27 protein-coding genes are annotated in these 24,918 nt (G+C 47.9%); 26 read left to right on the plus strand and 1 reads right to left on the minus strand.

The window, feature by feature from the left end:
* Positions 1-5 precede the first annotated feature (5 nt).
* The 19 genes from T456_RS21125 to T456_RS0106350 all read left to right on the plus strand — a co-directional run bounded on the left by T456_RS21125 (position 6) and on the right by T456_RS0106350 (position 17,930).
* Entirely contained in the window at positions 6-1,304 is a 1,299-nt protein-coding gene (locus T456_RS21125; protein WP_024865417.1) for a helix-turn-helix domain-containing protein, read from the plus strand.
* Positions 1,305-1,322: 18 nt separating this feature from the next.
* Positions 1,323-2,012 carry a pseudaminic acid cytidylyltransferase gene (gene pseF / locus T456_RS0106265; RefSeq protein WP_024865418.1) on the plus strand — a complete coding sequence of 230 codons (690 nt, stop codon included), beginning with the start codon at positions 1,323-1,325 and terminating at the stop codon, positions 2,010-2,012.
* A gap of 174 nt (positions 2,013-2,186) precedes the next feature.
* On the plus strand, positions 2,187-3,179 hold the full coding sequence (locus tag T456_RS0106270; protein WP_024865419.1) for a rod shape-determining protein: 993 nt from the start codon (positions 2,187-2,189) through the stop codon (positions 3,177-3,179).
* Positions 3,180-3,250: 71 nt separating this feature from the next.
* Complete coding sequence (locus tag T456_RS0106275; protein ID WP_024865420.1) at positions 3,251-4,081, plus strand: flagellar hook-basal body protein; 831 nt, start codon at positions 3,251-3,253, stop codon at positions 4,079-4,081.
* A 128-nt stretch (positions 4,082-4,209) separates the two neighbouring features.
* Positions 4,210-5,040 carry a flagellar hook-basal body protein gene (locus T456_RS0106280; protein ID WP_024865421.1) on the plus strand — a complete coding sequence of 277 codons (831 nt, stop codon included), beginning with the start codon at positions 4,210-4,212 and terminating at the stop codon, positions 5,038-5,040.
* A gap of 22 nt (positions 5,041-5,062) precedes the next feature.
* Positions 5,063-5,494, plus strand: a complete 432-nt coding sequence (locus T456_RS0106285) for a hypothetical protein (RefSeq protein WP_024865422.1) — start codon at positions 5,063-5,065, stop codon at positions 5,492-5,494.
* Positions 5,495-5,580: 86 nt separating this feature from the next.
* On the plus strand, positions 5,581-7,830 hold the full coding sequence (recD2, locus tag T456_RS0106290; protein WP_024865423.1) for an SF1B family DNA helicase RecD2: 2,250 nt from the start codon (positions 5,581-5,583) through the stop codon (positions 7,828-7,830).
* Positions 7,823-8,566, plus strand: a complete 744-nt coding sequence (locus tag T456_RS0106295) for a ComF family protein (RefSeq protein WP_024865424.1) — start codon at positions 7,823-7,825, stop codon at positions 8,564-8,566. Before recD2 ends, T456_RS0106295 begins: the two co-directional genes overlap by 8 nt.
* A gap of 18 nt (positions 8,567-8,584) precedes the next feature.
* The gene (locus T456_RS0106300; RefSeq protein WP_024865425.1) at positions 8,585-8,992 is read left to right on the plus strand and encodes a class I tRNA ligase family protein; all 408 of its coding nucleotides are present in this window, start codon (positions 8,585-8,587) and stop codon (positions 8,990-8,992) included.
* A 9-nt stretch (positions 8,993-9,001) separates the two neighbouring features.
* Complete coding sequence (locus tag T456_RS0106305; protein WP_024865426.1) at positions 9,002-9,397, plus strand: hypothetical protein; 396 nt, start codon at positions 9,002-9,004, stop codon at positions 9,395-9,397.
* A 1-nt stretch (position 9,398) separates the two neighbouring features.
* Positions 9,399-10,340 (plus strand): hypothetical protein, encoded by a 942-nt coding sequence (locus T456_RS0106310; protein ID WP_024865427.1) that lies wholly within the window; start codon positions 9,399-9,401, stop codon positions 10,338-10,340.
* 19 nt (positions 10,341-10,359) lie between these two features.
* A complete protein-coding gene (cdaA, locus tag T456_RS0106315) occupies positions 10,360-11,226 on the plus strand; it encodes a diadenylate cyclase CdaA (protein ID WP_024865428.1) in 867 nt (288 codons plus the stop codon).
* Positions 11,223-12,500, plus strand: coding sequence for a CdaR family protein (locus tag T456_RS0106320; protein ID WP_024865429.1), 1,278 nt, complete (start codon positions 11,223-11,225; stop codon positions 12,498-12,500). Before cdaA ends, T456_RS0106320 begins: the two co-directional genes overlap by 4 nt.
* A 9-nt stretch (positions 12,501-12,509) precedes the next feature.
* Complete coding sequence (locus tag T456_RS0106325) at positions 12,510-12,773, plus strand: HPr family phosphocarrier protein (RefSeq protein WP_024865430.1); 264 nt, start codon at positions 12,510-12,512, stop codon at positions 12,771-12,773.
* A gap of 55 nt (positions 12,774-12,828) precedes the next feature.
* A complete protein-coding gene (locus T456_RS0106330) occupies positions 12,829-14,007 on the plus strand; it encodes a DUF3048 domain-containing protein (RefSeq protein ID WP_024865431.1) in 1,179 nt (392 codons plus the stop codon).
* Positions 14,008-14,097: 90 nt separating this feature from the next.
* Positions 14,098-14,973 (plus strand): dTDP-4-dehydrorhamnose reductase, encoded by an 876-nt coding sequence (gene rfbD, locus T456_RS0106335; RefSeq protein WP_024865432.1) that lies wholly within the window; start codon positions 14,098-14,100, stop codon positions 14,971-14,973.
* Positions 14,973-15,431 carry a divergent PAP2 family protein gene (locus T456_RS0106340; protein ID WP_024865433.1) on the plus strand — a complete coding sequence of 153 codons (459 nt, stop codon included), beginning with the start codon at positions 14,973-14,975 and terminating at the stop codon, positions 15,429-15,431. The genes rfbD and T456_RS0106340 overlap by 1 nt, the downstream gene beginning before the upstream one ends.
* A 28-nt stretch (positions 15,432-15,459) precedes the next feature.
* Positions 15,460-17,265, plus strand: a complete 1,806-nt coding sequence (locus T456_RS0106345) for an LIC_10190 family membrane protein (RefSeq protein WP_024865434.1) — start codon at positions 15,460-15,462, stop codon at positions 17,263-17,265.
* Between the two features lie 209 nt (positions 17,266-17,474).
* The gene (locus tag T456_RS0106350) at positions 17,475-17,930 is read left to right on the plus strand and encodes an Hsp20/alpha crystallin family protein (RefSeq protein ID WP_024865435.1); all 456 of its coding nucleotides are present in this window, start codon (positions 17,475-17,477) and stop codon (positions 17,928-17,930) included.
* 99 nt (positions 17,931-18,029) lie between these two features.
* Here T456_RS0106350 and rbr read toward each other — a convergent pair whose 3' ends face one another.
* Positions 18,030-18,587 carry a rubrerythrin gene (gene rbr / locus T456_RS0106355; RefSeq protein WP_024865436.1) on the minus strand — a complete coding sequence of 186 codons (558 nt, stop codon included), beginning with the start codon at positions 18,585-18,587 and terminating at the stop codon, positions 18,030-18,032.
* Positions 18,588-18,711: 124 nt separating this feature from the next.
* Here rbr and T456_RS0106360 point away from each other — a divergent pair, with 124 nt between their 5' ends.
* The 7 genes from T456_RS0106360 (at position 18,712) to dnaB (ending at position 24,905) form a co-directional block, all read left to right on the plus strand.
* Complete coding sequence (locus T456_RS0106360; protein WP_024865437.1) at positions 18,712-18,921, plus strand: hypothetical protein; 210 nt, start codon at positions 18,712-18,714, stop codon at positions 18,919-18,921.
* A 48-nt stretch (positions 18,922-18,969) separates the two neighbouring features.
* Positions 18,970-19,746, plus strand: coding sequence for a mechanosensitive ion channel family protein (locus T456_RS0106365; RefSeq protein WP_024865438.1), 777 nt, complete (start codon positions 18,970-18,972; stop codon positions 19,744-19,746).
* A gap of 4 nt (positions 19,747-19,750) precedes the next feature.
* Positions 19,751-20,257 (plus strand): QueT transporter family protein, encoded by a 507-nt coding sequence (locus tag T456_RS0106370; protein WP_024865439.1) that lies wholly within the window; start codon positions 19,751-19,753, stop codon positions 20,255-20,257.
* Between the two features lie 20 nt (positions 20,258-20,277).
* Positions 20,278-20,898 carry a thymidine kinase gene (locus tag T456_RS0106375; protein ID WP_024865440.1) on the plus strand — a complete coding sequence of 207 codons (621 nt, stop codon included), beginning with the start codon at positions 20,278-20,280 and terminating at the stop codon, positions 20,896-20,898.
* A 173-nt stretch (positions 20,899-21,071) separates the two neighbouring features.
* Positions 21,072-23,123, plus strand: coding sequence for a DHH family phosphoesterase (locus tag T456_RS0106380; RefSeq protein ID WP_024865441.1), 2,052 nt, complete (start codon positions 21,072-21,074; stop codon positions 23,121-23,123).
* Positions 23,123-23,569: a 50S ribosomal protein L9 gene (gene rplI / locus T456_RS0106385; RefSeq protein ID WP_024865442.1), complete on the plus strand. Its 447-nt coding sequence runs from the start codon at positions 23,123-23,125 to the stop codon at positions 23,567-23,569. The genes T456_RS0106380 and rplI overlap by 1 nt, the downstream gene beginning before the upstream one ends.
* Before the next feature lies 1 nt (position 23,570).
* Positions 23,571-24,905: a replicative DNA helicase gene (dnaB, locus tag T456_RS0106390; protein ID WP_024865443.1), complete on the plus strand. Its 1,335-nt coding sequence runs from the start codon at positions 23,571-23,573 to the stop codon at positions 24,903-24,905.
* Positions 24,906-24,918 lie beyond the last annotated feature (13 nt).

Below are 24,918 nucleotides of genomic sequence, written 5' to 3' on the forward strand. Positions count from 1 at the left end.
GCCTTATGCTTATAAGTGAAAAAATATTTGAGCTGTTAAAGGAACAAAAGGTCAGCCAGAAGGTCTTTTCCCAAAGGACCGGTATTCCGGAGAGCACTATAAGTGACTGGAAGCGCAAGAAACTGAATCCATCTGCAGACAAGCTTCTGGTTATCGGTAAAGTCCTTGGAGTCCCGGTAGAGGAGCTGCTTGGCGCGGATGATAATAGAGCCGGAGAGGTCGATTTTTCTTTTGCCCGGGAGGAGAAGGAGCTTATTGAGGCATTCAGGGATCTTGAGGAATCGGACAAGAGAAGGCTTGTCGCTTATGCTGTGAAACTTCTGGAACTGAAAAGTCGCTCCGAGGGTGGCGATGGGCAGAAGGAACCTGTCGTGATCGCGTTTGAGCCCGGTGAGGCAGAGGGACGAACGGAAGCGGCTGCTTCGGATGCGGATCTCCTTATTAAGAAGCAGCTTACCAGGAAGCTCAGAAGACTGGCCAGACTTTCGAGAATTACCCTTGACGAAAGCGAGCATTCTTCAGGACTCAACAGGCATCTTTTCAGATATCTTGATTATCTCGGAATCGACAAGCTTGAATTTATCAAGGAATACCTCTCTCACCTTCAGCCCTTTATGATAGAAGAGGTCAGGTCACAGGAGAAGTTTGAGAACGCTGTCTGTGTCCTGGATGAGTGGTACAGGATTTCCATATATATAAAGGTTGATGCCACCAGGAATGAAGAGGTTATAGTTTCATTTCATGAGAACAACAAGCGTGGCATAGCCAAGAGAAACTCATTGTATAAAAGGCAGGAATATGTCTACGTATTTGCTGATTCAATAGGGTCGCACCTGGCCGGAACAGACAATTATTCCGTCAATCTCTTTATTATGCGCGGTGTGAAGGTATTTCCCCTGAGCGTGGCCGCAGTGAAATATGATGATGAGGGATTTCTTGTTCGTGTCACCAACATCAGTAATTCCCTTTTGGAGATTTCCAATAGATACCTGGAGGATCTGTATACGTCGGACCTGGATTTTTCGGGAATCGAATTATTCTCATCCCTTCAGCAGCTGTCCTTCACTTCCTACGGCAATGATGTTTTTTCCAATATATCGATCATGATAGACAGTATTATTGTTCAGAAGGATGCAGGCGGAAGGCAGATTGCGGATGCTGCTCTTTGCATCTATTGCAGCAGTCTGAAACTCACGGATGCTGACAGAACAGAACTTCTTGAAACACTGAAACAGCGTTTTTCTGTTAATTCGGTTAAAGTCCTGCCCAGGATACTTGAGCGGGTGGAGCAGAATATATATTAAGAAACAGAGGTAGATATTATGAAGACATTGGCAATGATAACAGCGAGGGGCGGCAGCAAGCGCATCCCCAGAAAGAATATAAAGGATTTTAACGGCAAGCCCATTATGGCCTACTCAATAGAGGCGGCGCTGCAGTCGGGAGTTTACGACGAGGTCATGGTGTCCACTGACGATGAGGAGATTGCAGAGATTGCAAGGAAGTATGGGGCCAAGGTGCCCTTTATGCGAAGCGAGAAGACCGCCAATGACTTTGCCACAACGGTGGATGTCATCGGGGAAGTCATCGAGGAGTATCACAAGCTTGGGCAGGACTTCGATATTTTTACCTGCATTTATCCTACGGCTCCCTTTATCACAGCGGACCGGTTAAAAGAGGCAGTGGAGACCTTGAAGGCATCGGATGCGGACTGCCTTATTCCGGTGGTAAGATTTTCCTATCCTCCCCAGAGAGCCATGGAGGTCCGCGACGGAAGGCTGGTGTTCAGACAGCCTGAGTATCTTAGCAAGAGATCACAGGACCTGACACCACATTACCATGATGCGGGTCAGTTCTACGTGGTCCGCACAGAGAGCTTCCTTAAAAATCATGCCATCATGGTGGGGGATATCCTTCCCATGGAGCTGTCGGAACTGGAAGTTCAGGACATTGATAATGAAGTGGACTGGAAACTGGCAGAGCTCAAGTACAATCTTTTGAAAGAAAATTAAAAAGAAAACACAAGATGTTGTAAAGTTTTTGAACCGGGACGCCGATATATATAAATGATAGGAATCCCCTTTTCTTAAACGGGTCTTTGGGTTATAATGTCAGATGATATTGAGACTATTAACATCCGCATTTATGCGCTTTTATAGCTAATTTGAAAGGGGTAACCGAAGATTATGCAGTTTGCAGATATTGGAATCGATCTTGGAACAGCCTCAGTTCTTGTTTATATCAAGGGCAAGGGAGTTGTTCTGAAAGAGCCATCAGTAGTGGCATACGACAGAGATACAGAGGAGATCAAGGCTATCGGAGAGGACGCAAGACTTATGCTTGGCCGTACTCCCGGCAACATCGTTGCTGTAAGGCCTCTTCGCCAGGGCGTTATCTCCAATTACAAGATTACAGAGCAGATGATGAGATACTTCATCAAGAAGGCCATCGGACGCAGAATGCTCAGAAAGCCTTTCATCGCTGTATGTGTTCCCAGTGGAGCTACAGAGGTTGAGAAGAAGGCCGTTGAGGATGCTACAAGACTTTGCGGAGCAAGGGACGTTAAGACCATTGAGGAGCCCATTGCCGCAGCTATCGGAGCAGGAATTGATATCACAAAGCCCTGCGGAAACATGATCGTCGACATCGGCGGCGGCACCTCCGATATAGCAGTTATATCCCTTGGCGGAACCGTTGTAAGTACCTCCGTTAAGGTTGCAGGCGATGACTTCGATGAGGCCATTGTCCGCTACATGAGAAAGAAACACAACCTCCTTATCGGTGACAGAACCGCTGAGGATATCAAGATTAAGATCGGATCAGCTTATCCCAGAGCTGAGGATGACTATATGGATGTCCGCGGAAGAAACCTTGTAACAGGTCTTCCCAAGACCGTAAGAGTTTCCTCAGAGGAGACCGAGGAAGCTTTGAGAGAGCCCACTTCACAGATCATCGAGGCTATCCACAGCGTTCTTGAGAACACTCCTCCCGAGCTGGCAGCTGATATCGCCGACAGAGGAATTGTCCTTACAGGCGGCGGAGCACTTCTTCGCGGACTTGAGGATCTTATCTATTCCAAGACCGGTATCAACACCATGACAGCTGAGGATCCCATGACAGCAGTTGCCATCGGAACCGGAAGATACGTTGAGTTTATCTCCGGATACAGAGAAGACTGATATTGGTGCACAAACATGCGCTGCTCAGGGAACGAGCAGTAGTATAGGCCAGGACGGCAAGAGGGTTTAATATGGTAAAAGGTCTTTACACTGCTTACACAGGAATGATCAACGAGCAGCACCGAATGGATGTGCTCACCAACAACCTTGCCAATGCCAACACCAACGGATACAAGAAGGAAGGCGCTACTGCGCAGTCCTTCAGTGATCAGCTTGCGCTGAAAATTAAAGACTACACTGACGCCCCGTACACTGCCCGTGGACTGGGCGTTATTACGCCCGGGGTAAAGATCGGTGAAGGCTATGTGGACTGGTCGGAAGGTCCCATGAGAGAAACCGGAAGTACCTTTGATCTGGCAATCGGGGGATATGGCTTCTTTGGTATTGATTACACCAACAAGGCTGTCAATATCGAAAGAGAGCTCCCCGGAATCCAGAACATCATGTACACCAGGGACGGTAATTTCACACTTAATTCAGAGGGCGTTCTTGTAACTCAGGACGGCGACTTTGTTCTTTCCCAGGACGGAGGCCGTATCGAACTTGATCCAAATCTTCCCGTAGAGATCGCAATGAACGGCAATATCATACAGGACGGAGAGGTAGTTTCAACTATCGGAATATTCGACTTCGAGAAGACCACCTATCCCGATGGCAGGATCACCTACAACAACCTGCTTCACTACGGCGAGAATATGTATATTCCCATTGACGGCGTAACCGCTCAGGAGGGAACAGGCTCAGTCTATGCAGGCTTCCTTGAGCAGTCCAATGTCTCTGTGGTAGACGAGATGGTAAACATGATCGCGGTACAGCGTAACTACGATACCAACCAGAGAATGATCACCACTATCGACGAGACTTTGGAGATTGCAGTTCAGCAGCTTGGACGTCTTTCATAAAATTTATAATTTTTTAATAATTTAACCCCCACTGTGTGACGATAAATGATTAGAGAACAATATTATGTCACGGATGACGAATTGTTACAGGGACAGGGATGTGCCCCCAGGATTCTCGGAGGTGACATATGGTCAGAAGTTTATGGTCGGCAGCTACAGGCATGAACGCCCAGCAGACAAACGTTGATACTATTTCCAACAACCTTGCAAACGTTAACACCACAGGTTTCAAGGCACAGGGCGCTCAGTTCAAATCTCTTTTATATCAGGAGTTACAGACAGTAACCACAACTGCAAACGGTGAGCCTAAGCCTACCAATTCACAGGTAGGTCTTGGCGTGCGCACATCGACCATAAATCAGTTCTTCAGTCAGGGATCTTTCCAGAACAGCGATAACCCGGCAGCCCTTGCCCTTTCAGGCGATGGCTTCTTTGCATATCAGGCAGCCGACGGAGAGACCGTCCAGTATACCCGTAACGGAAACTTCACATGGGCTCTTACAGAAGTAGGAGGAACCGACCTTGTGCTCACAACAGCAGAAGGTAATAAAGTATTGGATGTGGGCGGCAATGAGATCGTTGTTCAGGGTAACGCGGTAGCAAGCCGTATCACCATCGGCGGTGATGGCAAGATATATTATCCCGATGGGGACGGTGTTCCTCAGCCTGTTGGAAACCTTCAGATCGGACTTTGGCAGTTCCCCAACAGGGAAGGCCTTGAGAGAGTCGGAAGTGCAGCCTGGGTTCAGAGCGCAGCCAGCGGAGAGCCTATTCTTGAGGATGGCGCTGCAGGCATCAAGCGTACCGAGATCGTTCAGGGATACCTTGAGGGCTCAAACGTAAACGTTGCAACAGAGATGGTTAACCTGATCGTTGCCCAGCGTGCTTATGAAATGAATTCCACTGCAATCCAGACAACGGATGAGATGATGCAGACAGCTAACCAGCTTAAGAGATAACAGATAAACGGGGAGAGAAGTAATGGCAGGACTTGACGTAAAGGGGCTTAACGCCACAGCCATAACCGAATATGCCATGCAGGAGAGCAAGAACGCCGGCGCGGCAGCTCTTTCCCAGAAGGGAAAAGAGATATCGAAGGCCTCTTCCGATGATGAACTCTGGGAAGCCTGTAAGAGCTTTGAGGCTTATTTCCTTGAGCAGATGTTCAAAGAGATGCAAAAGTCAGTAGATGCATTAAAGCCTGAGTCATCAGACAACTCCACCTCCACACTGGTGGACTTCTTCAAGGACCGGACCCTACAGGATATATGCACTACTTCGGCAGAGACACAGAGTAACGGTTTTGCCCAGATGCTCTACGAGAACATGCGAAGAACCTATGGAATCCCCGAAGCTCCGACAGATGAAGCGGCTTCACAGGCCGCCTCGGCAGAGGCTCCCAAAGAAGTCTGACAATATGATCAAATTGTATTTTGGATCGCCGAAATCTTAAGAAAATCTTAAAGATTTCGGCGGTTTTTTCATGTATAATCGGAGCTATGGAAAAGATAAAAGGCTACATTAAAGGTTTTAAATACAAGAATCCCGATAACGGATACGGAGTGATGAACCTGGTGACAGAGGATGATGAGATCGTCTGCACAGGTTCTTTTCGTGATGCGGATATAGGAGACACCGTTGTTCTTGAGGGCGAGTATGTTGACCATCCGGTATACGGCCCTCAGTTCAAGGCAGATAAATGTGAAGTCACGGTTCCTGATGATGCTGCTTCCATGCAGCGCTACCTTGCCTCCGGCGCCATAAAGGGCATCAAGGAAGCCATGGCTGCAAGGATAGTCAAGCACTTCGGAGCGGATACCTTCAGGATAATCGAGGAGGATCCTACCCGCCTTACGGAGATAAAGGGTATCGGCCAGGAGAAGGCCAGAGACATTGCCCTTCAGATGGCTCAGAAGAAAGAGATGCGCCAGGCCATGATGTTCCTTCAGCAGTACGGCATCAGCAACAACCTGTCGGTGAAGATCTACAACACCTACGGGGAGAAGATCTACGATATCTTAAGGAACAACCCCTACCGCCTTTCCGATGACATAAGCGGCGTGGGCTTTAAGACCGCCGACGAGATCGCGGAAAAGGTGGGCATAAGAGTGGACTCCGAGTACCGCATAAGAAGCGGTATCCTCTACACTTTGCTCCAGTCCACCATGGAAGGCAGCACCTATCTTCTCATGGATGACCTGCTAAAAAAGACCATGGATGTGCTTTGCTCAAGACCGGATCAGACCATTGATCCCGAGGATATAAAGGTTCAGATCACAAACCTCATCATGGACCGAAAGCTTATCTGTAAGCACGACAATGAGGTCTATGCCGCCACCTATTACTACGAAGAGCTTAACTGCGCTGTACTTCTTGATAACCTCAACATTTCCGAGACCATGTCCCCCGGGGAGGAAGAGGATATAAGGCAGAGGGTCCTTGACCTTGAAGAGAAAAAAGGCATCGAACTGGATGAACTCCAGAGAGAAGCGGTGATAAAGAGTGCCTCCAACGGCATTGTGATAATAACGGGAGGTCCCGGCACAGGTAAGACCACCACCATCAACACCATTATTGCGTACTATGCCCAGATGGGGCTTGATATAATGCTGGCCGCCCCCACGGGAAGAGCAGCAAAGAGAATGACTGAGGCCACAGGGTACGAAGCCAGGACCATCCACAGGCTCCTTGAAGTGTCAGGCCAGGTCAGTGACGACGATGAAAAGGGCTTTTCCGGAGCCCGCTTTGAAAAGAACAAGGACAACCCGCTGGAGGCGGATGCCATCATCATCGACGAGATGTCCATGGTGGATATACATCTGTTCAGCGCGCTCCTGAAGGCTCTTTTGCCCGGAACCCATCTTATTCTGGTGGGAGACAGCGCGCAGCTTCCCAGCGTGGGTCCCGGCCAGGTATTGAGAGATCTCATTGAGAGCGGGCGGTTTACCACCATCTTCCTCAGGAAGATATTCAGACAGGCGGAGGAGAGCGACATCGTCATGAATGCCCACAGGATCCATGACGGACGGCAGCCGGTACTGGACAACAAGAGCCGGGATTTCTTTTTCCTGGAAAGATCCGACAGCGGCGTCATCTACAAGCATATGATCCAGCTGATAACCCAGAAGCTTCCCGGGTATGTCGGGGCACAGCCCTATGAGATCCAAGTGCTGACTCCCATGAAGAAGGGGCCCCTGGGGGTGCAGCAGCTGAACCTTGTTCTGCAGCAGTACCTTAATCCTCCCGATGATTCCAAGAAGGAATATGCCCACGGAGACAGGATATTCCGGGTTGGGGACAAGGTCATGCAGATAAGGAACAACTATCAGGCCCAGTGGGAGATAGTTGGGCGCTATAATATCGCCATCGACAACGGAACCGGAGTTTTCAACGGCGATATGGGCATCGTAAAGGAGATAAACACTTACTCCCAGGAGCTGGTGGTGGAATTTGACGAGCACAGAAGGGTGAGATACCCGTTCTCGGAACTGGACGAGATCGAGCATTCTTACGCCATAACCATACATAAGTCCCAGGGCAGCGAGTACCCTGCGGTGATAATGCCGCTCCTTGGCGGCCCCAGGATCCTGATGAACAGGAATCTTTTGTACACCGCGGTCACCAGGGCCAGAAATACGGTATGCATCCTGGGCAGCAGGCAGACTCTTCTTGACATGGTAGACAACGAAGAGCAGCTTCGCCGCTTTACGGGACTGAAGGACAGGATATCGGAAGTATTTGATGAATAGAGTAGCAAACAGGGCTTTGGACTTCTTTTTTCCAAGGCGTTGCCCCGTCTGCGACGGAATAGTTCCGGCGCTGGAATTAAAGGACGGGATGATAAAGGCAGGAGGCTATATACACCGCCGCTGCCACAGGAAAATTGAATATATAAAGGGCAGCACCTGCGCCAAATGCGGAAAGCCCCTTTCCGGGGATATATACCGGGAGTACTGCGGGGACTGCATCAGGACAAGCCACGTCTTTGACCTTGGCATGTCCGTGTTCAGATACAGGACCGTGGCGGGCTCCGTCTACAGGTTCAAGTACCTGGGACGCCGTGAATATGCGGACTTCTACGCACAGGCTACAAGGCGCCTTCTTGGGGAAAAGATATTGCGGCTTGGCGTGGAGGCTTTGATACCGGTTCCGATGTACCGGGACAAGGAACGGCTCCGCGGTTACAATCAGGCCTCGGTCTATGCGAAGGCTCTTTCAAAAGAGCTTGATATCCCCGCTTATGAGAACGTCATAAGGCGAGTCAGAAACACCGCTCCCATGAAGGAATTGGACGCTGCAGGGCGCCGCAATAATTTGAAAAAAGCTTTTATTATAGCGGAAAATGATGTAAAATTTAAGTGTATACTTATTATCGATGACATCTACACAACTGGAAGTACTATTGATGAGATCGCCCATGAGTTTCGGGTGGCCGGAGTGGAAAGGATTTACTTTCTGACATTGGCTATCGGGCAAACTACTTAAATATATGGAGGTCAGCTTATGAACTTGCGGAATTGTTCGAGATGCGGAAAGATGTTTAATTACGTCACGGGGCCCACTATCTGTGATCCTTGCAAAAAGGCCATAGAAGAGGACTTTCAGAAGGTAAAACAGTACATACAAGATAATCCCCGGGCCAGCTTGAAGGAGATTGCTGAAGACAACAACGTATCCTCCAAGCAGATCCAGCAGTGGATCAGAGAAGAGAGACTGATGTTCTCCAAGGACTCACCTATTCAGCTTCTCTGTGAGAATTGCGGAGAACCCATACAAACAGGAAGATTCTGCGCTAAGTGTAAGGCCAGCATGGCTAACAACCTTAACAACAGTTTTGCAAAGCCCAAGCCGCAGCTTCAACAGCCCGTCAAGAAAGAGCCCAAGGCAGGCATGCGCTTCCTGGATACTTAAGGAGCAGCAATGTTAAACGAAGAGAAAGTCATTTTGATGACCAAAATGGCTGCGTTCATAGATCGTGAAGGCAAGAAGAACGACGCTATCAACTCATATTTCAAGAGCGATTATGTGGGATTCAATGTGATCAAGGCGGTTATCAGCGCCACCATTGTGTTCGGTATCTGCATTGCGACCTATGTGTTGTGCAACTTTGAAATGGTTTTATCAAATCTATACAATACAGGCAATCTGTTAGCTATCGGCAGGAGGGTGTTGATGTACTACCTCCTGCTTGTTGGCGTGTATTCTCTTGTAGCATATGTCATTTATTCCTATCGGTACAGTAAGATGCGTAAGAGTATGAAGGCATATTATGGAGATTTAAAGAAACTTGCCAGACTATACGAAAAGGAACAGTGACATGACATCATTATTGGAACTCAAACAATACATAAAAAGATTTTACATCAGGTATGAGGCCTACATTTCCTACATATGGAAATTCCTGCTGGCTCTTATCACGATCCTTATGATAAACAGCAAGCTGGGGTACATGGAGGCTCTGACCAATATGGCCATTATCATGATGGCTTCCCTTTTGTGCGCTATTCTGCCTCCGAACTTTATCGTGTTCATGGCAGCTCTTTTCACGGTGGGACACCTGTATTCGCTGGCGATTGAGTGTGCGCTTATAGCATGCATCATCTTCCTTCTGATGTTTCTTCTGTATTTCAGGTTTTCACCTAAGGACACACTGGCAGTGCTTCTGACACCGCTGTTCTTTATGATGCATATTCCTTATGTGATGCCGCTGGCTATGGGACTTCTGGGAAATCCCTTCTCTGTGGTATCGGTATCTTTCGGCCTGGTCATTGCATTCATGCTCAATTACTTCTCGGCAAATGCTACCAGCTTCGGAAGCGAGGGAGTACAGGAGGCAGCCAATGAGTTCCAGAGCATTATCAGCGGGATCATCGGCAACAAGACCATGGTGGTCATGATCGCAGCTTTTGCGGTGGCACTTATAGTTGTGTATATCATCCGCAGAGCATCTGTGGATCACTCCTGGAAGATAGCAATAGCCGCAGGATCCATAGCACTTATGATCGCGCTTCTTGTGGGAAGCCTTGCTGCAGAGACAGACATCTCCATCCCCGGGGTTATCCTGGGAACAGTGATTTCCGCAGCACTTATGCTCGTTGTTGAATTCTTCGCCTTCAACCTTGACTACAACAGGACAGAGAAGGTTCAGTTTGAGGACGACGAGTATTACTACTACGTAAAAGCGGTTCCTAAGGTAACCGTTTCAACACCTGAGAGAAAGGTAAAAAAGATAAATCGCACCAGCAAACAACAGCGGTGATAACATATAAAGGGCAACAATGGGACAGATTGATTTTATTTTTGATTTTAACAGGACCAGCCTGCACATGCCGACGGTCAGATGGCCTGATATACTGGAAATCTTTATTATCGCATTTCTTGTATATCACATCCTCGTGTGGGCCAGGAACACAAGACTATGGTCTCTCTTAAAGGGAGTCATAGTTATTCTTGCGTTCATTCTGTTTTGTGCGCTCTTTAATATGACTACCATCCTGTGGATAGTGGGAAGGGTGTTCAGTATTGCCGTAATCGGTATTGTGGTCATTTTGCAGCCGGAGCTCAGGAAGGCTCTTGAAGAGCTGGGACGAAAGAACTTCATCTCCAACTTCCTGTCCTTTGGCGACGACAAGACCATGGGCAGATTTTCGGACAAGACTCTCGAGGAGATTACCAAGGCCTGCATAGAGATGGGCAAGGTAAGGACCGGAGCTCTTATCGTTATTGAGCAGAACCATCCTCTTACCGAGTATGAGAGAACCGGTATTGATGTGGATGCGATAGTAACAAGTCAGCTGCTCATCAACATCTTTGAGCATAACACCCCTTTACATGACGGCGCAGTTATTATAAGAGGAGACAGGGTTGTATCCGCAACCTGTTATCTGCCGCTGTCCGACAACATGGGAATAGGAAAAGAGCTGGGAACAAGGCACAGAGCCGGTATCGGCGTGTCGGAAGTCACTGATTCCATGACCATCATCGTATCTGAGGAAACAGGTAAGATCAGTGTGGCTTACGGCGGAGAACTGGAGAGAGCGCTGGATAGCGACCGCCTTAGAGAGAGGCTCAGAGAGATACAGGATAAACGGGTTGAGGAGGCTCCCATCAAGTACCTCGCCAGAAAGGCCAAGGTGAGGAAATGAAGAAACTGACGGCCAACTGGGGGCTTAAACTTATTTCGCTTATCTTTGCCGTGATCGTGTGGTTCCTCGTTACCAATATCGATGACCCCATCACCTCGGTAAGATATACCAACATACCCGTAACACTTAAGAATGCAAATCTGATAACCGATCAGGGACAGGTGTACACCATTCTGGACGGCAGTGATACCATCAGTTCGGTAACGCTGTATGCTCCAAGGTCCATCATCGATTCCCTGAGCCAGAACAACGTGATCGCTACCGCCGACATTCAGGAGCTTTCGGGTCTGAACACGGTCAGCATAAAAGTGACCACAAACAAATACAGCGACAAGATAGAGAATATCGTCACCAGCTCTGATGTGGTGAAACTCAGCGTAGAGAGGAAGGCATCCAAATCACTGGTTCTTTCCGCCACTACTTCGGGCTCCATTGCAGACGGGTATATTATCGGCGACGTTACAACAGAGCAGAACATGATCAGGATCACCGGACCGGAGTCCGTGGTCAACAGCGTCGCTTCAGCAAGCGTTGACGTTGATGTGACAGGATTTACCTCCAACATCGGAACAGATGCGGATGTTGAACTGTTTGATGCTGAGGGCAACAATATCGACACCTCACTTGTCAACATGAACATCAAGTCGGTAAGGGTCAATGTAGTAATATATGAGACCAAATATGTGCCCATTACCTATGCGGTAACCGGCGAGGCAGCTGATGGCTATATGTTTACCGGTGAAGTGGAGAGCAGTCCCGAAGAAGTTCTTATCGCGGGGCGCAGCAACGTCCTTGACCCGGTCAGTGAGATCAAGGTCACCGATGAAGGAATGGATGTGACGGGTCTTACGGGTAATATGGCGTACACTTACGATCTGAGCGATTACCTGCCGTCTGGAATTATCTTCGGAGATCGTGATTACAACGGTTCGGTTTCAGTTATCGTTCACGTGGAGCCTATAGCTTTGAGGACATTGGATGTTAATGTCAACAATGTGGCAGTTGAAGGTATAGCTGAGGGCTACAGGGTCAGCGTTGATGACAGTGAGTATAAGACTGTTTCAGTGACGATCCAGGGCCTTAAGGAATCTGTGGACAAAGTCGATCCCGATGATCTTACGGGAACCGTCAACGTAGAGGAACTTATTGAAGCAAGCGGCTCGGATTCCCTTACTGTGGGCAACTACAGTGCAGACGTTAAATGGAGTGTTCCGTCAGGAGTCAGGATCAAAGGTACAGTTAGCGTATATATCAAAGTTGAAAAGGAAGAGTAAAGGATCAGTATGGTTACTAAAAAAGTAGCGATTGTTAATCCCACCGGTTTACACTTAAGACCTGCAGGTAACCTCTGTAAGGTCGCGATGAATTATAAGTCGCATATCAATTTCAGCTATGGGGATAACACAGCCAATGCAAAGAGTGTTCTCAGTGTGCTGGGAGCCTGCATTAAGTGCGGTGATGAAATTGAGCTGAAATGTGACGGACCCGACGAGGAGGAGGCTCTGGCTGCCCTTGTTGAAGCCATTGAGTCCGGACTTGGCGAGTAACTTTATCTGTGTTAGAATCACATAGGTAAAATCTAATGGAGGGAGAATTTGAGGAATGAGAAGATTTAAAGTTGCTGTAGCTGCAGCACTTGCTGCTACTATGTTATTCGGCTGCGGCAAAGCGGCATCTGATGAGGCTGTTGTAGGCCTCAGCGTTGAGAAGCTTGAAGATATTCCTGTGGTTGAAGAGGTTACCACAGAAGAAGTCGTAGAGGAAGAAGTTGTAGATGAAGATACACCTCCCGCAGAGGGAATGGTAAGAAGTTATTTCACCAACGAGTGGGTTGATGAGAGCATCAACACCAACAGACCCCTTGCAGTTATGTATCCCATCAATAAGGAAGCTCAGCCCCAGTACGGACTCAGCAATGTGGCTGTTTTCTATGAGATCATGGAAGAAGGCAGCATGAGCCGTCAGATGGGTATCCTTGAGGATTGGGCAAACCTTGACAGGATCGGAAACATTCGTAGTATTCGTGACTACTTTGTATATGCAGCTCTTGAGTATGATCCGGTTATTGTTCATTACGGCGGACCCGAGCTTTATGTTAAGACAATCCTTACCCGTTCAGATGTAGATAACCTTAACGGTGTAGGCGGTGTTATGGGTTCAGATTACGGCGCTTTCTTCAGAGTCCCTGAAGGAAGTAAGTCAGAGCACACAGCTTTCACAGACGGTTCCCACGTTTCAGCAGGAATCGAGAAGGCCGGTTTCTCACTTACACACAGAGACAGCTTTGAGGGCGAGTCACACTTTAAGTTTACCGGATATTCAGCCCCCAACACTCTTGAGGCTTATCCCGGTGCCGTAGAAGCTACAGAGATCGATATGTCAGGATGCTTCCCTGTTACTAAGTCAGCGCTTAAGTATGATCCCGATAAGGGGGTTTATCTTAAGACTCTTTACGGATCACCTCAGAAGGACGCTACAACAGGCGAGCAGCTTGCATTCTCCAATATAGTTATTCAGAGAACATATCACGAGGTTCGTGATGCCAACGGTTATCTTGCATATCAGATGCATGATTCAACCCGTGACGGTTACTTTATTACCAAGGGCAAGATGATCCACGTAACCTGGGAGAAGACTGATGATTACGGCCCTACAACCTATTACGATGACCAGGGTGAGGAAGTGACCTTTAACACAGGAAAGACAATGATCTTTGTCATTCAGGAAAAGGGCGGCTCATTCTCAACCTTCAAAGTGAATGGTGCCGAGTACGCAAACTGATCATTATTATAATGAACCGAAAGCGGACGGCAGACTATGCCGTCCGTTTATGTTTAGAAGAATCTGCAATAAAGATGAAGGGAACTAACCATGAAGAAGATTATCGTGACAGGATGCAACGGACAGCTGGGCCGTGCCATCAACAAAGAACTCACATCCAATGACGGATATGAGCTTATCAATACAGACGTTTTTCAGGGAGAGGGTATCATTCCCCTGGACATCACGGATGTTGATGCCGTAGTTAAGTTCGTAAAAGAGTCAGGGGCGCAGGCTATCATCAACTGTGCTGCCTACACCGCTGTTGACAAGCAGGAGAGCGATGTAGACCTGTCATACAGGATAAACGCCATCGGTCCCAGAAACCTTGCTATAGCCGCAACAGAGGCAGGAGCTAAGCTTGTCCATGTTTCCACTGACTATGTCTTTGACGGAAATGGCACAAGGCCCTATATCGAGTTTGATAAGACAGGTCCCGTCAGCGTTTACGGCAAGACCAAGCTGGCAGGAGAAGAGATGGTCAAGCAGTTTGCCAAAGACTTTTTTATCATAAGAACCGCATGGCTCTACGGCGATGGTAAGAACTTTGTTAAGACCATGCTTTCTCTTTCAGAGAAGTATGATGAGGTAAGCGTAGTAAAGGATCAGCTGGGTACACCCACCAGCACCAAGGAGCTGGCAAAGGCAATCCATCATCTTGTGGGAACCGAGAACTACGGAGTATTTCACGGAACCTGCGAGGGTGATACCAACTGGGCAGACTTTACAGAAGAGATATTCAGACTTGCCGGCAAGAGCACGAGAGTAAATCATGTTACCACCGCGGAATATACAGCCAGGAATCCTCAGGCTGCGCCCCGCCCCGCTTACAGCATTCTTGAGAACTATATGCTCAAGCTCACCTCAGGCTATATGTTTGCAGATTGGCATGATGCCATTGAAGATTATATCAGGGAGCTCGTATGATGAATTTTATTAACGGCCTTCTAACAAACAGAATACTGCAGGCAGCTTTCTTCGGATGGCTGTCCGCGCAGGTTTTAAAGACGCTGATCTATGTGATCGTAAATAAGGATTTTAATCCTGAGAGACTTGTGGGAGACGGCGGAATGCCAAGCTCACACTCAGCCACGGTTATGGCGCTGGTTACATCCACAGCTTTCTACTACGGGGCCAACACCTTTGAGTTTGCCGTTACGGCGATCCTTGCACTTATCGTAATGCACGACGCCATGGGAGTTCGCCGGGAGACCGGCAAGCAGGCCAAGGCCATCAACAATATGATGGAGTGGCTCATGGATATGAACAACAATATCTCTCCCGAAGAGAAACTCAAGGAGTTTGTGGGACATTCGCCTTCTCAGGTTTTCTTCGGAGCATTGCTGGGAGTACTTATAGGCTTCATTGTGTGTGGAATAAGGTAAAAGAACTTTCGGGGGATCACAGGAGAATATGCTTACAGTCATGCTGATCTGGGTGTATGTCATCATCACCACCTATCTTGTGGGATATGGCTTCCTTACATCCTTTACGGGGTGGCGCGGTATGAGCAGGAAGAAAGCCGGCCACGTCAGCAAAACATATGAGATACGATTCAAAGAGAGCTACCTCATGGCAGGGGTGGTTCTTCTTACTATATTTGCGCAGGTATACAGCCTCTGCTCAGGCGTGGGGCTTGTAGCCAACATTCTGGTGATTATTGCCTGTGCACTTATCGCCATCTATTACCGGGCTGAGATTTTAGACGATATATATGAAATGACCCGGCGCCTTGGTCAGAAAGGCACATGGATAATTTATCTTGCGGTCTTTTGTATCATGGCCTATGGCACATCTCACGGATTCATGCACTATGACTCCGATCTTTATCACGCTCAGGCAATCCATTGGATAGAGGATTACGGAATAGTAAAGGGACTTGGCAACCTTCACGTAAGGCTTGCCTATAACAGTGCGGCCTTTCCCTTGTCAGCTCTTTTCTCCATGAGCTTTTTGGGAAAGCAGTCCTATCACGTTATGGCCGGTTTCTTTGCCCTGCTTCTTGCCTGGCAGTGTGTGGATATCAGAAATGCCTACAGGCGCGGCCACTTTGTGATCTCTGATTTTGCAAGGATCGCCGCCATCTATTATCTGTTCACCATATACGATGAGATGATGGCTCCGGCCTCGGACTATTTCCTGTCCACGCTGGTTTTCTATATCATGATCCACTGGCTGGACATGAACGTCAAACATGAAAAGTCCTATGTGCCTTACATTCTGCTTTCGCTTCTTGGGGTATTTGCCATTACAGTCAAGCTTTCAGCGGCACCTCTTTTGCTCCTTAGCATCATTCCGATCCACAGACTCTTAACAGACAGGACAAAAGAGAAGATGGCTGCTTTCTGGATTTCCGTGGGACTGGCATTTCTCATCGCCCTTCCTTTTCTTATAAGGAACGTGGTGATCTCAGGCTGGCTCCTGTATCCTGTGACCATGCTGGATTTCTTTGGCTTTTCCTGGAAGATACCAAAGGGCGTTGCCCAGTTCGATGCCAAGGAGATACGCACCTTCGGTAAAGGCTACAACGATGTCGCCGCTTACGGTGATGTCTCTTTTGCCCAGTGGGTACCCAGATGGTTCTCACAGATAGGCGGTATCAGCAAGGTGATGCTGATCCTGTCGATCGTTGCCGCTGCGGTGTACATCGCATATCTTCTCTACTTTATCTTTGTCATTGCGGGGCAGAAGGTTCAGGATCTGCAGAAGTCGGAGAAGACCAAGGTTTTTGATATAAGCCATCACAGCATGATGAACATGGCGGATTTCTTCACCATCGGAGGAACGCTTCTCGGGTGCCTTCTTTTCTGGTTCCTCAGCGCGCCCCTTATCCGATACGGCGTGGTATATATCTGGCTTGTTCCGGCGGTGATCCTTGGAAGGATGTTTATCATCGTATTTAACAGATTCGGCGAGAATGTAAAAGCCGTTATCATGAAGACGCTGGCGGCGCTTTTTCTGATGTGGCTGCTGTATAAGGGCGTTAACCTTGTGCTGGAGGATACCGGAAGGTTTGACGTTAAATATCTGGCAGAGCAGCAGGACTACGGCACCTACAGCACCGATACCTTCGAGCTTGAGGGCATAACCTTCTACTATCCCACAGAAGGGGACCAGGTGGGATATTATCCCTTCCCCGCCGCTACCCATGACCTCACCGGAGAGGTGGAGCTTATGGGAAAAGAGCTATCAAGCGGATTTATAACAACTACAAACTGATACCAAAAATGAAACTTCAAACTCCGTAAAGCCGGTAAACATGGGCTTTGCGGAGTTTATTTTTATTTTAGAAAGAAAGGTGTTGACATTTTGTTCTACTTGTTCTATAACATACTTGTAACAAGAAATTAGCAGCCGAGTGATTCGAGTGCTAATAACAAATCTCAAGCGCTACAACAAAAATAAAACATAGAAAAGGAGTGATCAGTATGTTGATGCCTATGTTATGGAGTAATAATGATGTTTTTGATGCAATGGATGACTTTTTCAATGACGGATTCTGGGGATACAATGCACCTGCAGCAAGGAAGCTGGAGAAGAGCGCAGGCCTTATGAAGACCGATGTTATCGAGAAGGAAGATTCTTATCAGCTGGAGGCTGAGCTTCCCGGCTTTAACAAGGAAGATATCAGCATCGATCTTAAGAATGATACCCTCACCATCAGTGCTTCCCACAATGAGAACAAGGATGAGAAGGATGAGAACGGCAAGTACATCCGCCGCGAGCGCAGAAGCACATCCTACGAGAGATCCTTCCATGTTGAGGGCCTTAAGCCTGAGGATATAATTGCCCAGTACAGAAACGGAATCCTCACAGTACATCTTCCCAAGAAGGAAGCAATCCCTCAGAAGGAGGAAGCTGTCAGGATCGAAGTTAAGGACTGACAGACCATTAGCTTTTTGACAATTTCATTTGGATGACATAAGAAAAGCCCCGGTCCCGCGTCATGTAACGCGGAGCCGGGGCGCCTCTTTTTTATTGGATCAATAATTTGTAGCTTTCTTTTTGAAATAAGCCTGAGGGTGATTACATACAGGACATACTTCGGGTGCCTTGGGACCAACAACAACGTGTCCGCAGTTTGAGCACTCCCAGATTGCGTCGCCGTCAGCAGAGAATACGATTCCGTCCTCAATGTTCTTAAGGAGCTTACGATATCTCTCTTCGTGCTCTTTTTCGATGGCAGCTACCTGCTCAAAGAGCTCGGCGATGTCATCAAAGCCTTCTTCACGAGCCTTTTTAGCAAATGAAGGATACATCTCTTTCCACTCATAAGCCTCACCGTCAGCAGCTGCGTTCAGGTTGTCAACGGTTGTTCCGATGCCTGAAAGGATCTTGTACCAGAGCTTAGCATGCTCTTTCTCGTTGGCAGCTGTCTCTTCAAAGATCTGTCCGATCTGTACATAGCCGTCTTTTTTTGCCTTGGAAGCGAAGTAGGTATATTTGTTTCTTGCCTCTGATTCTCCTGCAAAAGCAGCCATGAGATTCTTCTCGGTTTCGGTACCTTTGAGTTCGTTTGTTCTTGTTTCAAGATTAGCCATTAGAAAATCCCCCTTTCGTTGCGTGCGATTATATTGATTATACCATATTTGACACAAAAAAAGAGATAATCTATAGTCTTACATAATGACCATTAAACTTTCGGAAATACGGGAGGTCTTTTCCATGGAAAAGCTTGAATATGAAGGATACACAGGAACAGTAAACTATGACAAAAAAAGCGACTACTACACCGGAGAGGTTGAGATAGACGGAAGGTTTTACACCTATGAAGGTGACAGCCTCGAGGAGCTTAGAGAGGACTTTGAGGACATCATCGATTCAATCATAGCCTTTGATGAGATGGGCGATGATGACGAAGACGAAGATGACTGATAAGACAGGAGTATGTTATACTGTTAATGTTTGTTGCGGGGAGTAGAAATGAATAAAGTATTAGAATTTACGCTTAAATATGTGCTTCCTCTTCTGGTGGCATATGTCATAAATCTTGTATTAAATAAGGTGCTCAAGAAGGAGAGACTTAGGGGTAAACTTTTCCTTATTTTCCTTAAGGGCATCATAATCGCTGTGGTCTGGGCTATTGCCGGACTTACGGTACTTAGCGGAATACCGGCCTTCTCCAAAACCTGGGAGACTGCGGTGGCATCCTCGGGAATTGCAGCGGTTGTAATGGGTCTTGCAGCCCAGTCAACTCTGGCCAATGTCTTTGCTGGAATTGCTCTTTCCGCATCGAGGCCCTTTGATATCGGAGACAGGATCAAGATTGATTCCTACGATCCGGGATTCGTTGAGAATATCACCTTAAGACATACGGTGATCAAGACCTATCAGAACGAGATTATCTATATACCCAACTCCATTGTCGGTTCGTCAACCGTGGTGAATTACACCCAGGAGGATTCCTTCTCCTACCCCATCAGGGTTTCGGTGGCTTACGGGACCGATATGAAGAAGGCTATGGACGTAATGGCTGATGCCATAACAGAACATCCCAAACACCATGGACGCCGTCCTGTGGTTCTTTGCAAGAGCTGCGACGACAGCGGTGTAACTCTTCAGGCGCTGGTGGAGACTAAGGATTTCAGAGAGAATCCGGTTACCTGCTCGGAGTGCCTTGTGGAGGTCATGAAGCGGTTTGCTGCAGAGGGAATCGAAATACCTTACAACAAGCTGGTGCTATTACAGGGGAAGGAATAATTCTATGAACAAGAACAGATCCAGGGCGTTACTTCTGGCACAGGCGGGACTTATAGCGGCGCTGTATGTGGCACTCACCTATCTGTCCGCATACTTTAACCTGTCCAGCGGCGCCATTCAGATAAGGATATCAGAGGCTCTCACGGTGCTTCCGTTCTTTACGGCTGCGGGAATTCCGGGAGTGACGCTGGGATGCTTTTTGGCAAATCTTCTTATTGGAAGCCCCTGGCCCGATGTGGTATTCGGAAGCCTGGCGACCCTTATCGGAGCTCTTGGCTCCTACGCTCTTAGAAAGAACAGGGTACTGGTATCGGTTCCTCCGGTTCTTGCAAATGTCATCATTGTTCCTCTGGTTCTTAAGTATGCCTATGGAGTGGCCGGAGAAGTCTGGTACTTTGCCATTACCGTCGGAATCGGCGAGATCATATGCTGCGTAGTGTTTGGGCAGCTTCTTATTACAGCACTTCTTCCCATAAGACACAGGATCTTCGGGGATGAGAATAACAAATAAATGATATAACGGGGGTTATCATGGGAAAACTTTACTTCAGGTATGGAGCTATGGGGAGCTCCAAGACAGCCAATGCGCTGATGGTTCGCTACAACTATATCGAGAAGGGCCAGAATGCTGTTCTTTTAAAGCCAAAGACCGATGACAGAGACGGTGAGAAGACCGTTGCCTCCAGGATCGGCCTCAGTGCAGAGGGCGAATTTGTGGAGGACTTTCTTGAAGAGGTTAAGGCCAAATGGTTTACAAAAGAGTCTGATGCCTGGAAGAAACTGGACTGCGTGATAGTGGACGAAGCTCAGTTTCTGACGGAGGACCAGGTGGATCTTCTTGCGGAGATCGTGGACAGATACGATCTTCCCGTTATCTGCTACGGCTTAAGGACTGACTTTACCAGCCATCTCTTTAGCGGCTCCAAGAGACTTATGGAGATTGCCAATTACATAGAAGAAGTTCCCACGGTATGCTGGTGCGGAAGAAGAGCGCATTTTAATGCCAGGGTAAGCGGCGGCAAGATCGTAAGGGACGGCGAGCAGATAATGATGGGAGGCAATGAGTCCTACGTATCCCTCTGCAGACGCCATTACTTAAGCGGCGAAGTGAACGGTTCAAGAGAAAGAGATATCAAGAAAGAAGAAACTTAAATTCGAATTTTAACTTCTCTGTGAAATGGAGTTTCAAAAATGCTCAAAAAATCGGATTACGATAAGAAGATGAATGTTAAAGTGGCGGGATAACAACCCCGCCATTTTTGTGTTATACTAAATGGGTATAGTTTTAAGGCAATGTCCAAAATGTTGGGGAAGAGGACTTATCAATGTCGAAGAACAGAGTGAAACTGAAAGGCAGGCTTCGTTCCTACCTTCGCGTCTTTACATATCTTGGGATACTGCTGGTGCTTGTAAATATAGCGGTCTTTACCGTGGATTTTACAGCGGGGCTTATCCTTCTGGCATTCACAGGACTGTATCTGATAGCGGTTCTGTATATGAACTTCTACAGCAAACCCATCATTATGAATGAGCTGGTAAGTTTTGCCACCGAATACGGGCAAATCCAGAAGAAGCTTTTAAGGGAGCTGGATCTTCCTCATGCCGTACTGGATGACAGGGGCATGGTAGTGTGGACCAACCAGGCTTTCGAGAAGGTGGTGCATCAGGAGAAGGGCTACAGAAAGTCCATTTTCTCACTGTTCCAGGGTATTACCATGGACAAGTTCCCTGACGGCCCGGATGAAGTGTCCTACGAGCTTGACTATGAGAACAGCAACTATACCATCAAGATGAAGAGGATCTCCCTTAGGGAGATGGCTGTCAACAGCGACATCATTGACGCTGAGGACTATGAGGGAAGTCTTATCGCTATATATCTTTTCGATGAGACCGCCCTTAAGCTGGCTATCCAGGAAGTAGACAATCAGTCACTGGCAGCAGGCCTTATCTACCTGGACAACTACGAAGAGGCTCTGGACAGTGTAGAGGAAGTAAGACGATCTCTTTTGACCGCTCTTATAGACCGTAAGATCAACAAGTACATCGCATCCTGCAACGGAATAGCCAAGAAGATCGAGAAGGACAAGTACTTCGTGGTAATGCCCAAGAAGTCCTGCGAGATGCTCAAGGAGCACAGGTTTGACCTCTTGGAGGATGTTAAGACAGTTAATATCGGTAACGAGATGGCAGTTACCTTAAGTATAGGAATCGGAACAGACGGACTTTCCTATGCCCAGAACTATGAGTTTGCAAGAAATGCCATTGACCTTGCTCTTGGACGAGGCGGCGATCAGGCGGTTGTTAAGAGCGCCGAGAACATCTCCTATTACGGAGGTAAGAGCCAGCAGATCGAGAAGAGCACAAGGGTTAAGGCCAGAGTTAAGGCTCATGCTTTAAGAGAGATCATCTCCGGCAAGGATACGGTCATCGTAATGGGCCACAGGATCGGCGATGTGGACAGCTTCGGCTCATCCGTCGGTATCTACAGGATCGCCAAGACCCTGGACAGAAAGTGCCACATTGTTCTTAATGATGTGACAACCTCCATGCAGCCTCTGGTGGATCTGTTTAAGAACAATCCCGAGTATGAGGATGACATGATCATAACCAATCAGCAGGCCATAGACATGGCGGGCAATAACACCGTTCTGGTTGTGGTTGACGTAAATAAGCCAAGCATTACGGAGTGCCCCGAGCTTCTTAGATTCTGCAAGACCATCGTGGTTCTGGATCACCACAGACAGGGCGCCGAGGTCATCGAGAACGCGACTCTTTCCTACGTGGAGCCCTATGCTTCATCGGCCTGTGAGATGGTATCCGAGATCCTGCAGTATATCGGCGACAACGTCAAGATCCACATCGAGGAGGCAGACAGCTTATATTCCGGCATGATCGTGGACACCAATAACTTCATGAACAAGACCGGTGTGAGAACCTTTGAGGCAGCTGCTTTCCTTAGGAGAAACGGCGCGGATGTCACAAGAGTGCGCAAGCTCTTCAGGGAAGAGGCCGGCGAATACAAGGCCAAGGCAGATGCAGTCAGCCAGGCTGAGATCTACAGAGGAAGATATGCAATATCTGTTCTCATCAACGATGAGATCCAGAGCCCTACAATTATCGGCGCGCAGGCAGCCAACGAGCTTCTTAACATCAAGGGCGTAAAGGCAAGCTTTGTATGCACCGAGTACCAGAATCAGGTCTATGTCAGCGCCAGATCCATTGATGAAGTCAATGTTCAGGTTGTCATGGAGAAGCTTGGCGGAGGCGGCCACATGAGTTCCGCAGGCTGCCAGATGGAAGGAGTCTCTGTCACAGAGGCAATAGCTACGGTTAAGAGAACACTTGATAATATGATAGAAGAAGGAGAATTGGATTAATGCAGGTTATTTTATTGCAGGACGTTAAGAGCCTTGGTAAAAAAGGCGACATTGTAAAGGTAAGCGACGGCTATGCCAAGAATTATGTGATCCCTCAGAAGCTTGGCGTTGAGGCTACACAGAAGAGCATGAACGAGCTCAAGAATCAGCAGAAGAGAGATTCCATCGTAGCTCAGCAGCAGCTGGATGATGCAAAGGCTTATGCTGAGAAGATAGAAAAAGAGACAGTGCAGGTGACCATGAAAGCCGGTGAAGGCGGAAGAGTTTTCGGTTCTGTTTCTTCAAAAGAAATAGCTACAGCAGCCAAGCAGCAGTTTGGCTTTGACATTGACAAGAAGAAGCTTCAGATGCCCGAACCCATTAAGTCTTTCGGCACCTATGAGATTCCGGTGAAGCTTCACCCTCAGGTTACAGCAACTCTGAAAGTAAGCGTAAAGGAACAGTAATATGCCCGACGAGAGTATTTTGAAAAGAGTGGCGCCAAACAGCCTGGAAGCAGAGCAGTCTGTAGTTGGCGCCATGTTAATAGACAGGGATGCCATCGAGGTTGCCTCAGAGATCATCAATTCCGGGGACTTCTACAACAAGCAGCTGGGCACTTTGTTTGAGACCATGGTGGAACTTAACAAGGAAGGCAGCGCGGTAGACGTTGTTACATTGCAGAACAGGCTTCGTGAGAAGAATGTTCCTCCCCAGGTCAGCAGCGCAGAGTTCATCGCAAGCCTTGTACAGGCGGTTCCCACCTCTGCAAATGTGAAGTATTATGCCAACATAGTTTCTGATAAATCCACCTTAAGAAAGCTCATCCATTTCGGAGAGGATACCATCAACAGCTGTTATACCGAGGCTGATGATGTGACCGCGATCATAGATGGCGTTGAGAAGGGCATTTATCAGATCAACAGAAGGAAGAACCTCAATGACTTTGTGCCCATCGATGAGGTGGTCATGAATGCCCTGAACAGGATAGAACAGGCCAGCCGTATGAAGGGCAATGTAACAGGTTTGTCCTCCGGTTTTACGGATCTTGACTATAAGACAGCAGGTTTTCATAATTCGGATCTGGTGCTTATAGCAGCCCGTCCCGCCATGGGTAAGACGGCTTTTGTTCTTAACATTGCAGAATATATGGCTTTCCGCAGCAATAAGTGCGTTGCCATTTTCTCACTGGAGATGTCCAAGGAGCAGCTTGTAAACCGACTCCTTTCCATGGAATCCCACGTGGATTCACAGCATATAAGAACCGGTAACATGACGGAAATGGACTGGGAAAATCTTATAGAAAGTGCCGGTGTTGTTGGAAGATCAAGGCTGATCATAGATGACACTCCCGGTATCACGATCCAGGAACTCAGGTCCAAGTGCAGGAAGTACAAGATGGAGCACGGCCTTGATATCATCATGATCGACTACCTGCAGCTGATGTCAGGAAGCGGCGGAAAGAGCTCGGAGAGCAGACAGCAGGAGATTTCAGAGATCTCAAGGTCCCTTAAAGCTCTTGCAAGAGAGCTGGATGTTCCCGTTATCGCCCTCTCCCAGCTGTCCCGTGCGGTTGAGTCAAGACCCGATCACAGGCCTATGCTTTCAGACCTTCGTGAGTCCGGAGCTATCGAGCAGGATGCGGATATGGTAATGTTCATCTACAGAGATGATTATTACAACAAGGATACAGAGAAGAAGGGTATCTCGGAGATCATCATAGCCAAGCAGAGAAGCGGTCCCATCGGAACCGTAGAGCTGGTATGGCTTCCCGAGTACACCAAGTTTGCCAATAAAGCATGATGAATGGGGAGCA

This window comes from Butyrivibrio sp. FCS014 (genome assembly GCF_000526935.1).
GTDB lineage: Bacteria > Bacillota > Clostridia > Lachnospirales > Lachnospiraceae > Butyrivibrio.

What these genes read in the sequence shown, in the direction of transcription:
- T456_RS0106325 (WP_024865430.1), top strand. Translation starts at nt 12,510, where the DNA reads ATGGTTACTAAAAAAGTAGCGATTGTTAATCCCACCGGTTTACACTTA.
- T456_RS0106345 (WP_024865434.1), top strand. Translation starts at nt 15,460, where the DNA reads ATGCTTACAGTCATGCTGATCTGGGTGTATGTCATCATCACCACCTAT.
- T456_RS21125 (WP_024865417.1), top strand. Translation starts at nt 6, where the DNA reads ATGCTTATAAGTGAAAAAATATTTGAGCTGTTAAAGGAACAAAAGGTC.
- T456_RS0106310 (WP_024865427.1), top strand. Translation starts at nt 9,399, where the DNA reads ATGACATCATTATTGGAACTCAAACAATACATAAAAAGATTTTACATC.
- T456_RS0106370 (WP_024865439.1), top strand. Translation starts at nt 19,751, where the DNA reads ATGAACAAGAACAGATCCAGGGCGTTACTTCTGGCACAGGCGGGACTT.
- T456_RS0106285 (WP_024865422.1), top strand. Translation starts at nt 5,063, where the DNA reads ATGGCAGGACTTGACGTAAAGGGGCTTAACGCCACAGCCATAACCGAA.
- rplI (WP_024865442.1), top strand. Translation starts at nt 23,123, where the DNA reads ATGCAGGTTATTTTATTGCAGGACGTTAAGAGCCTTGGTAAAAAAGGC.
- T456_RS0106360 (WP_024865437.1), top strand. Translation starts at nt 18,712, where the DNA reads ATGGAAAAGCTTGAATATGAAGGATACACAGGAACAGTAAACTATGAC.
- T456_RS0106365 (WP_024865438.1), top strand. Translation starts at nt 18,970, where the DNA reads ATGAATAAAGTATTAGAATTTACGCTTAAATATGTGCTTCCTCTTCTG.
- rbr (WP_024865436.1), bottom strand. Translation starts at nt 18,587, where the DNA reads ATGGCTAATCTTGAAACAAGAACAAACGAACTCAAAGGTACCGAAACC.
- dnaB (WP_024865443.1), top strand. Translation starts at nt 23,571, where the DNA reads ATGCCCGACGAGAGTATTTTGAAAAGAGTGGCGCCAAACAGCCTGGAA.
- cdaA (WP_024865428.1), top strand. Translation starts at nt 10,360, where the DNA reads ATGGGACAGATTGATTTTATTTTTGATTTTAACAGGACCAGCCTGCAC.
- T456_RS0106380 (WP_024865441.1), top strand. Translation starts at nt 21,072, where the DNA reads ATGTCGAAGAACAGAGTGAAACTGAAAGGCAGGCTTCGTTCCTACCTT.
- rfbD (WP_024865432.1), top strand. Translation starts at nt 14,098, where the DNA reads ATGAAGAAGATTATCGTGACAGGATGCAACGGACAGCTGGGCCGTGCC.
- pseF (WP_024865418.1), top strand. Translation starts at nt 1,323, where the DNA reads ATGAAGACATTGGCAATGATAACAGCGAGGGGCGGCAGCAAGCGCATC.
- T456_RS0106340 (WP_024865433.1), top strand. Translation starts at nt 14,973, where the DNA reads ATGAATTTTATTAACGGCCTTCTAACAAACAGAATACTGCAGGCAGCT.
- T456_RS0106275 (WP_024865420.1), top strand. Translation starts at nt 3,251, where the DNA reads ATGGTAAAAGGTCTTTACACTGCTTACACAGGAATGATCAACGAGCAG.
- T456_RS0106270 (WP_024865419.1), top strand. Translation starts at nt 2,187, where the DNA reads ATGCAGTTTGCAGATATTGGAATCGATCTTGGAACAGCCTCAGTTCTT.
- T456_RS0106280 (WP_024865421.1), top strand. Translation starts at nt 4,210, where the DNA reads ATGGTCAGAAGTTTATGGTCGGCAGCTACAGGCATGAACGCCCAGCAG.
- T456_RS0106375 (WP_024865440.1), top strand. Translation starts at nt 20,278, where the DNA reads ATGGGAAAACTTTACTTCAGGTATGGAGCTATGGGGAGCTCCAAGACA.
- T456_RS0106295 (WP_024865424.1), top strand. Translation starts at nt 7,823, where the DNA reads ATGAATAGAGTAGCAAACAGGGCTTTGGACTTCTTTTTTCCAAGGCGT.
- T456_RS0106350 (WP_024865435.1), top strand. Translation starts at nt 17,475, where the DNA reads ATGTTGATGCCTATGTTATGGAGTAATAATGATGTTTTTGATGCAATG.
- T456_RS0106305 (WP_024865426.1), top strand. Translation starts at nt 9,002, where the DNA reads ATGTTAAACGAAGAGAAAGTCATTTTGATGACCAAAATGGCTGCGTTC.
- T456_RS0106300 (WP_024865425.1), top strand. Translation starts at nt 8,585, where the DNA reads ATGAACTTGCGGAATTGTTCGAGATGCGGAAAGATGTTTAATTACGTC.
- recD2 (WP_024865423.1), top strand. Translation starts at nt 5,581, where the DNA reads ATGGAAAAGATAAAAGGCTACATTAAAGGTTTTAAATACAAGAATCCC.
- T456_RS0106320 (WP_024865429.1), top strand. Translation starts at nt 11,223, where the DNA reads ATGAAGAAACTGACGGCCAACTGGGGGCTTAAACTTATTTCGCTTATC.
- T456_RS0106330 (WP_024865431.1), top strand. Translation starts at nt 12,829, where the DNA reads ATGAGAAGATTTAAAGTTGCTGTAGCTGCAGCACTTGCTGCTACTATG.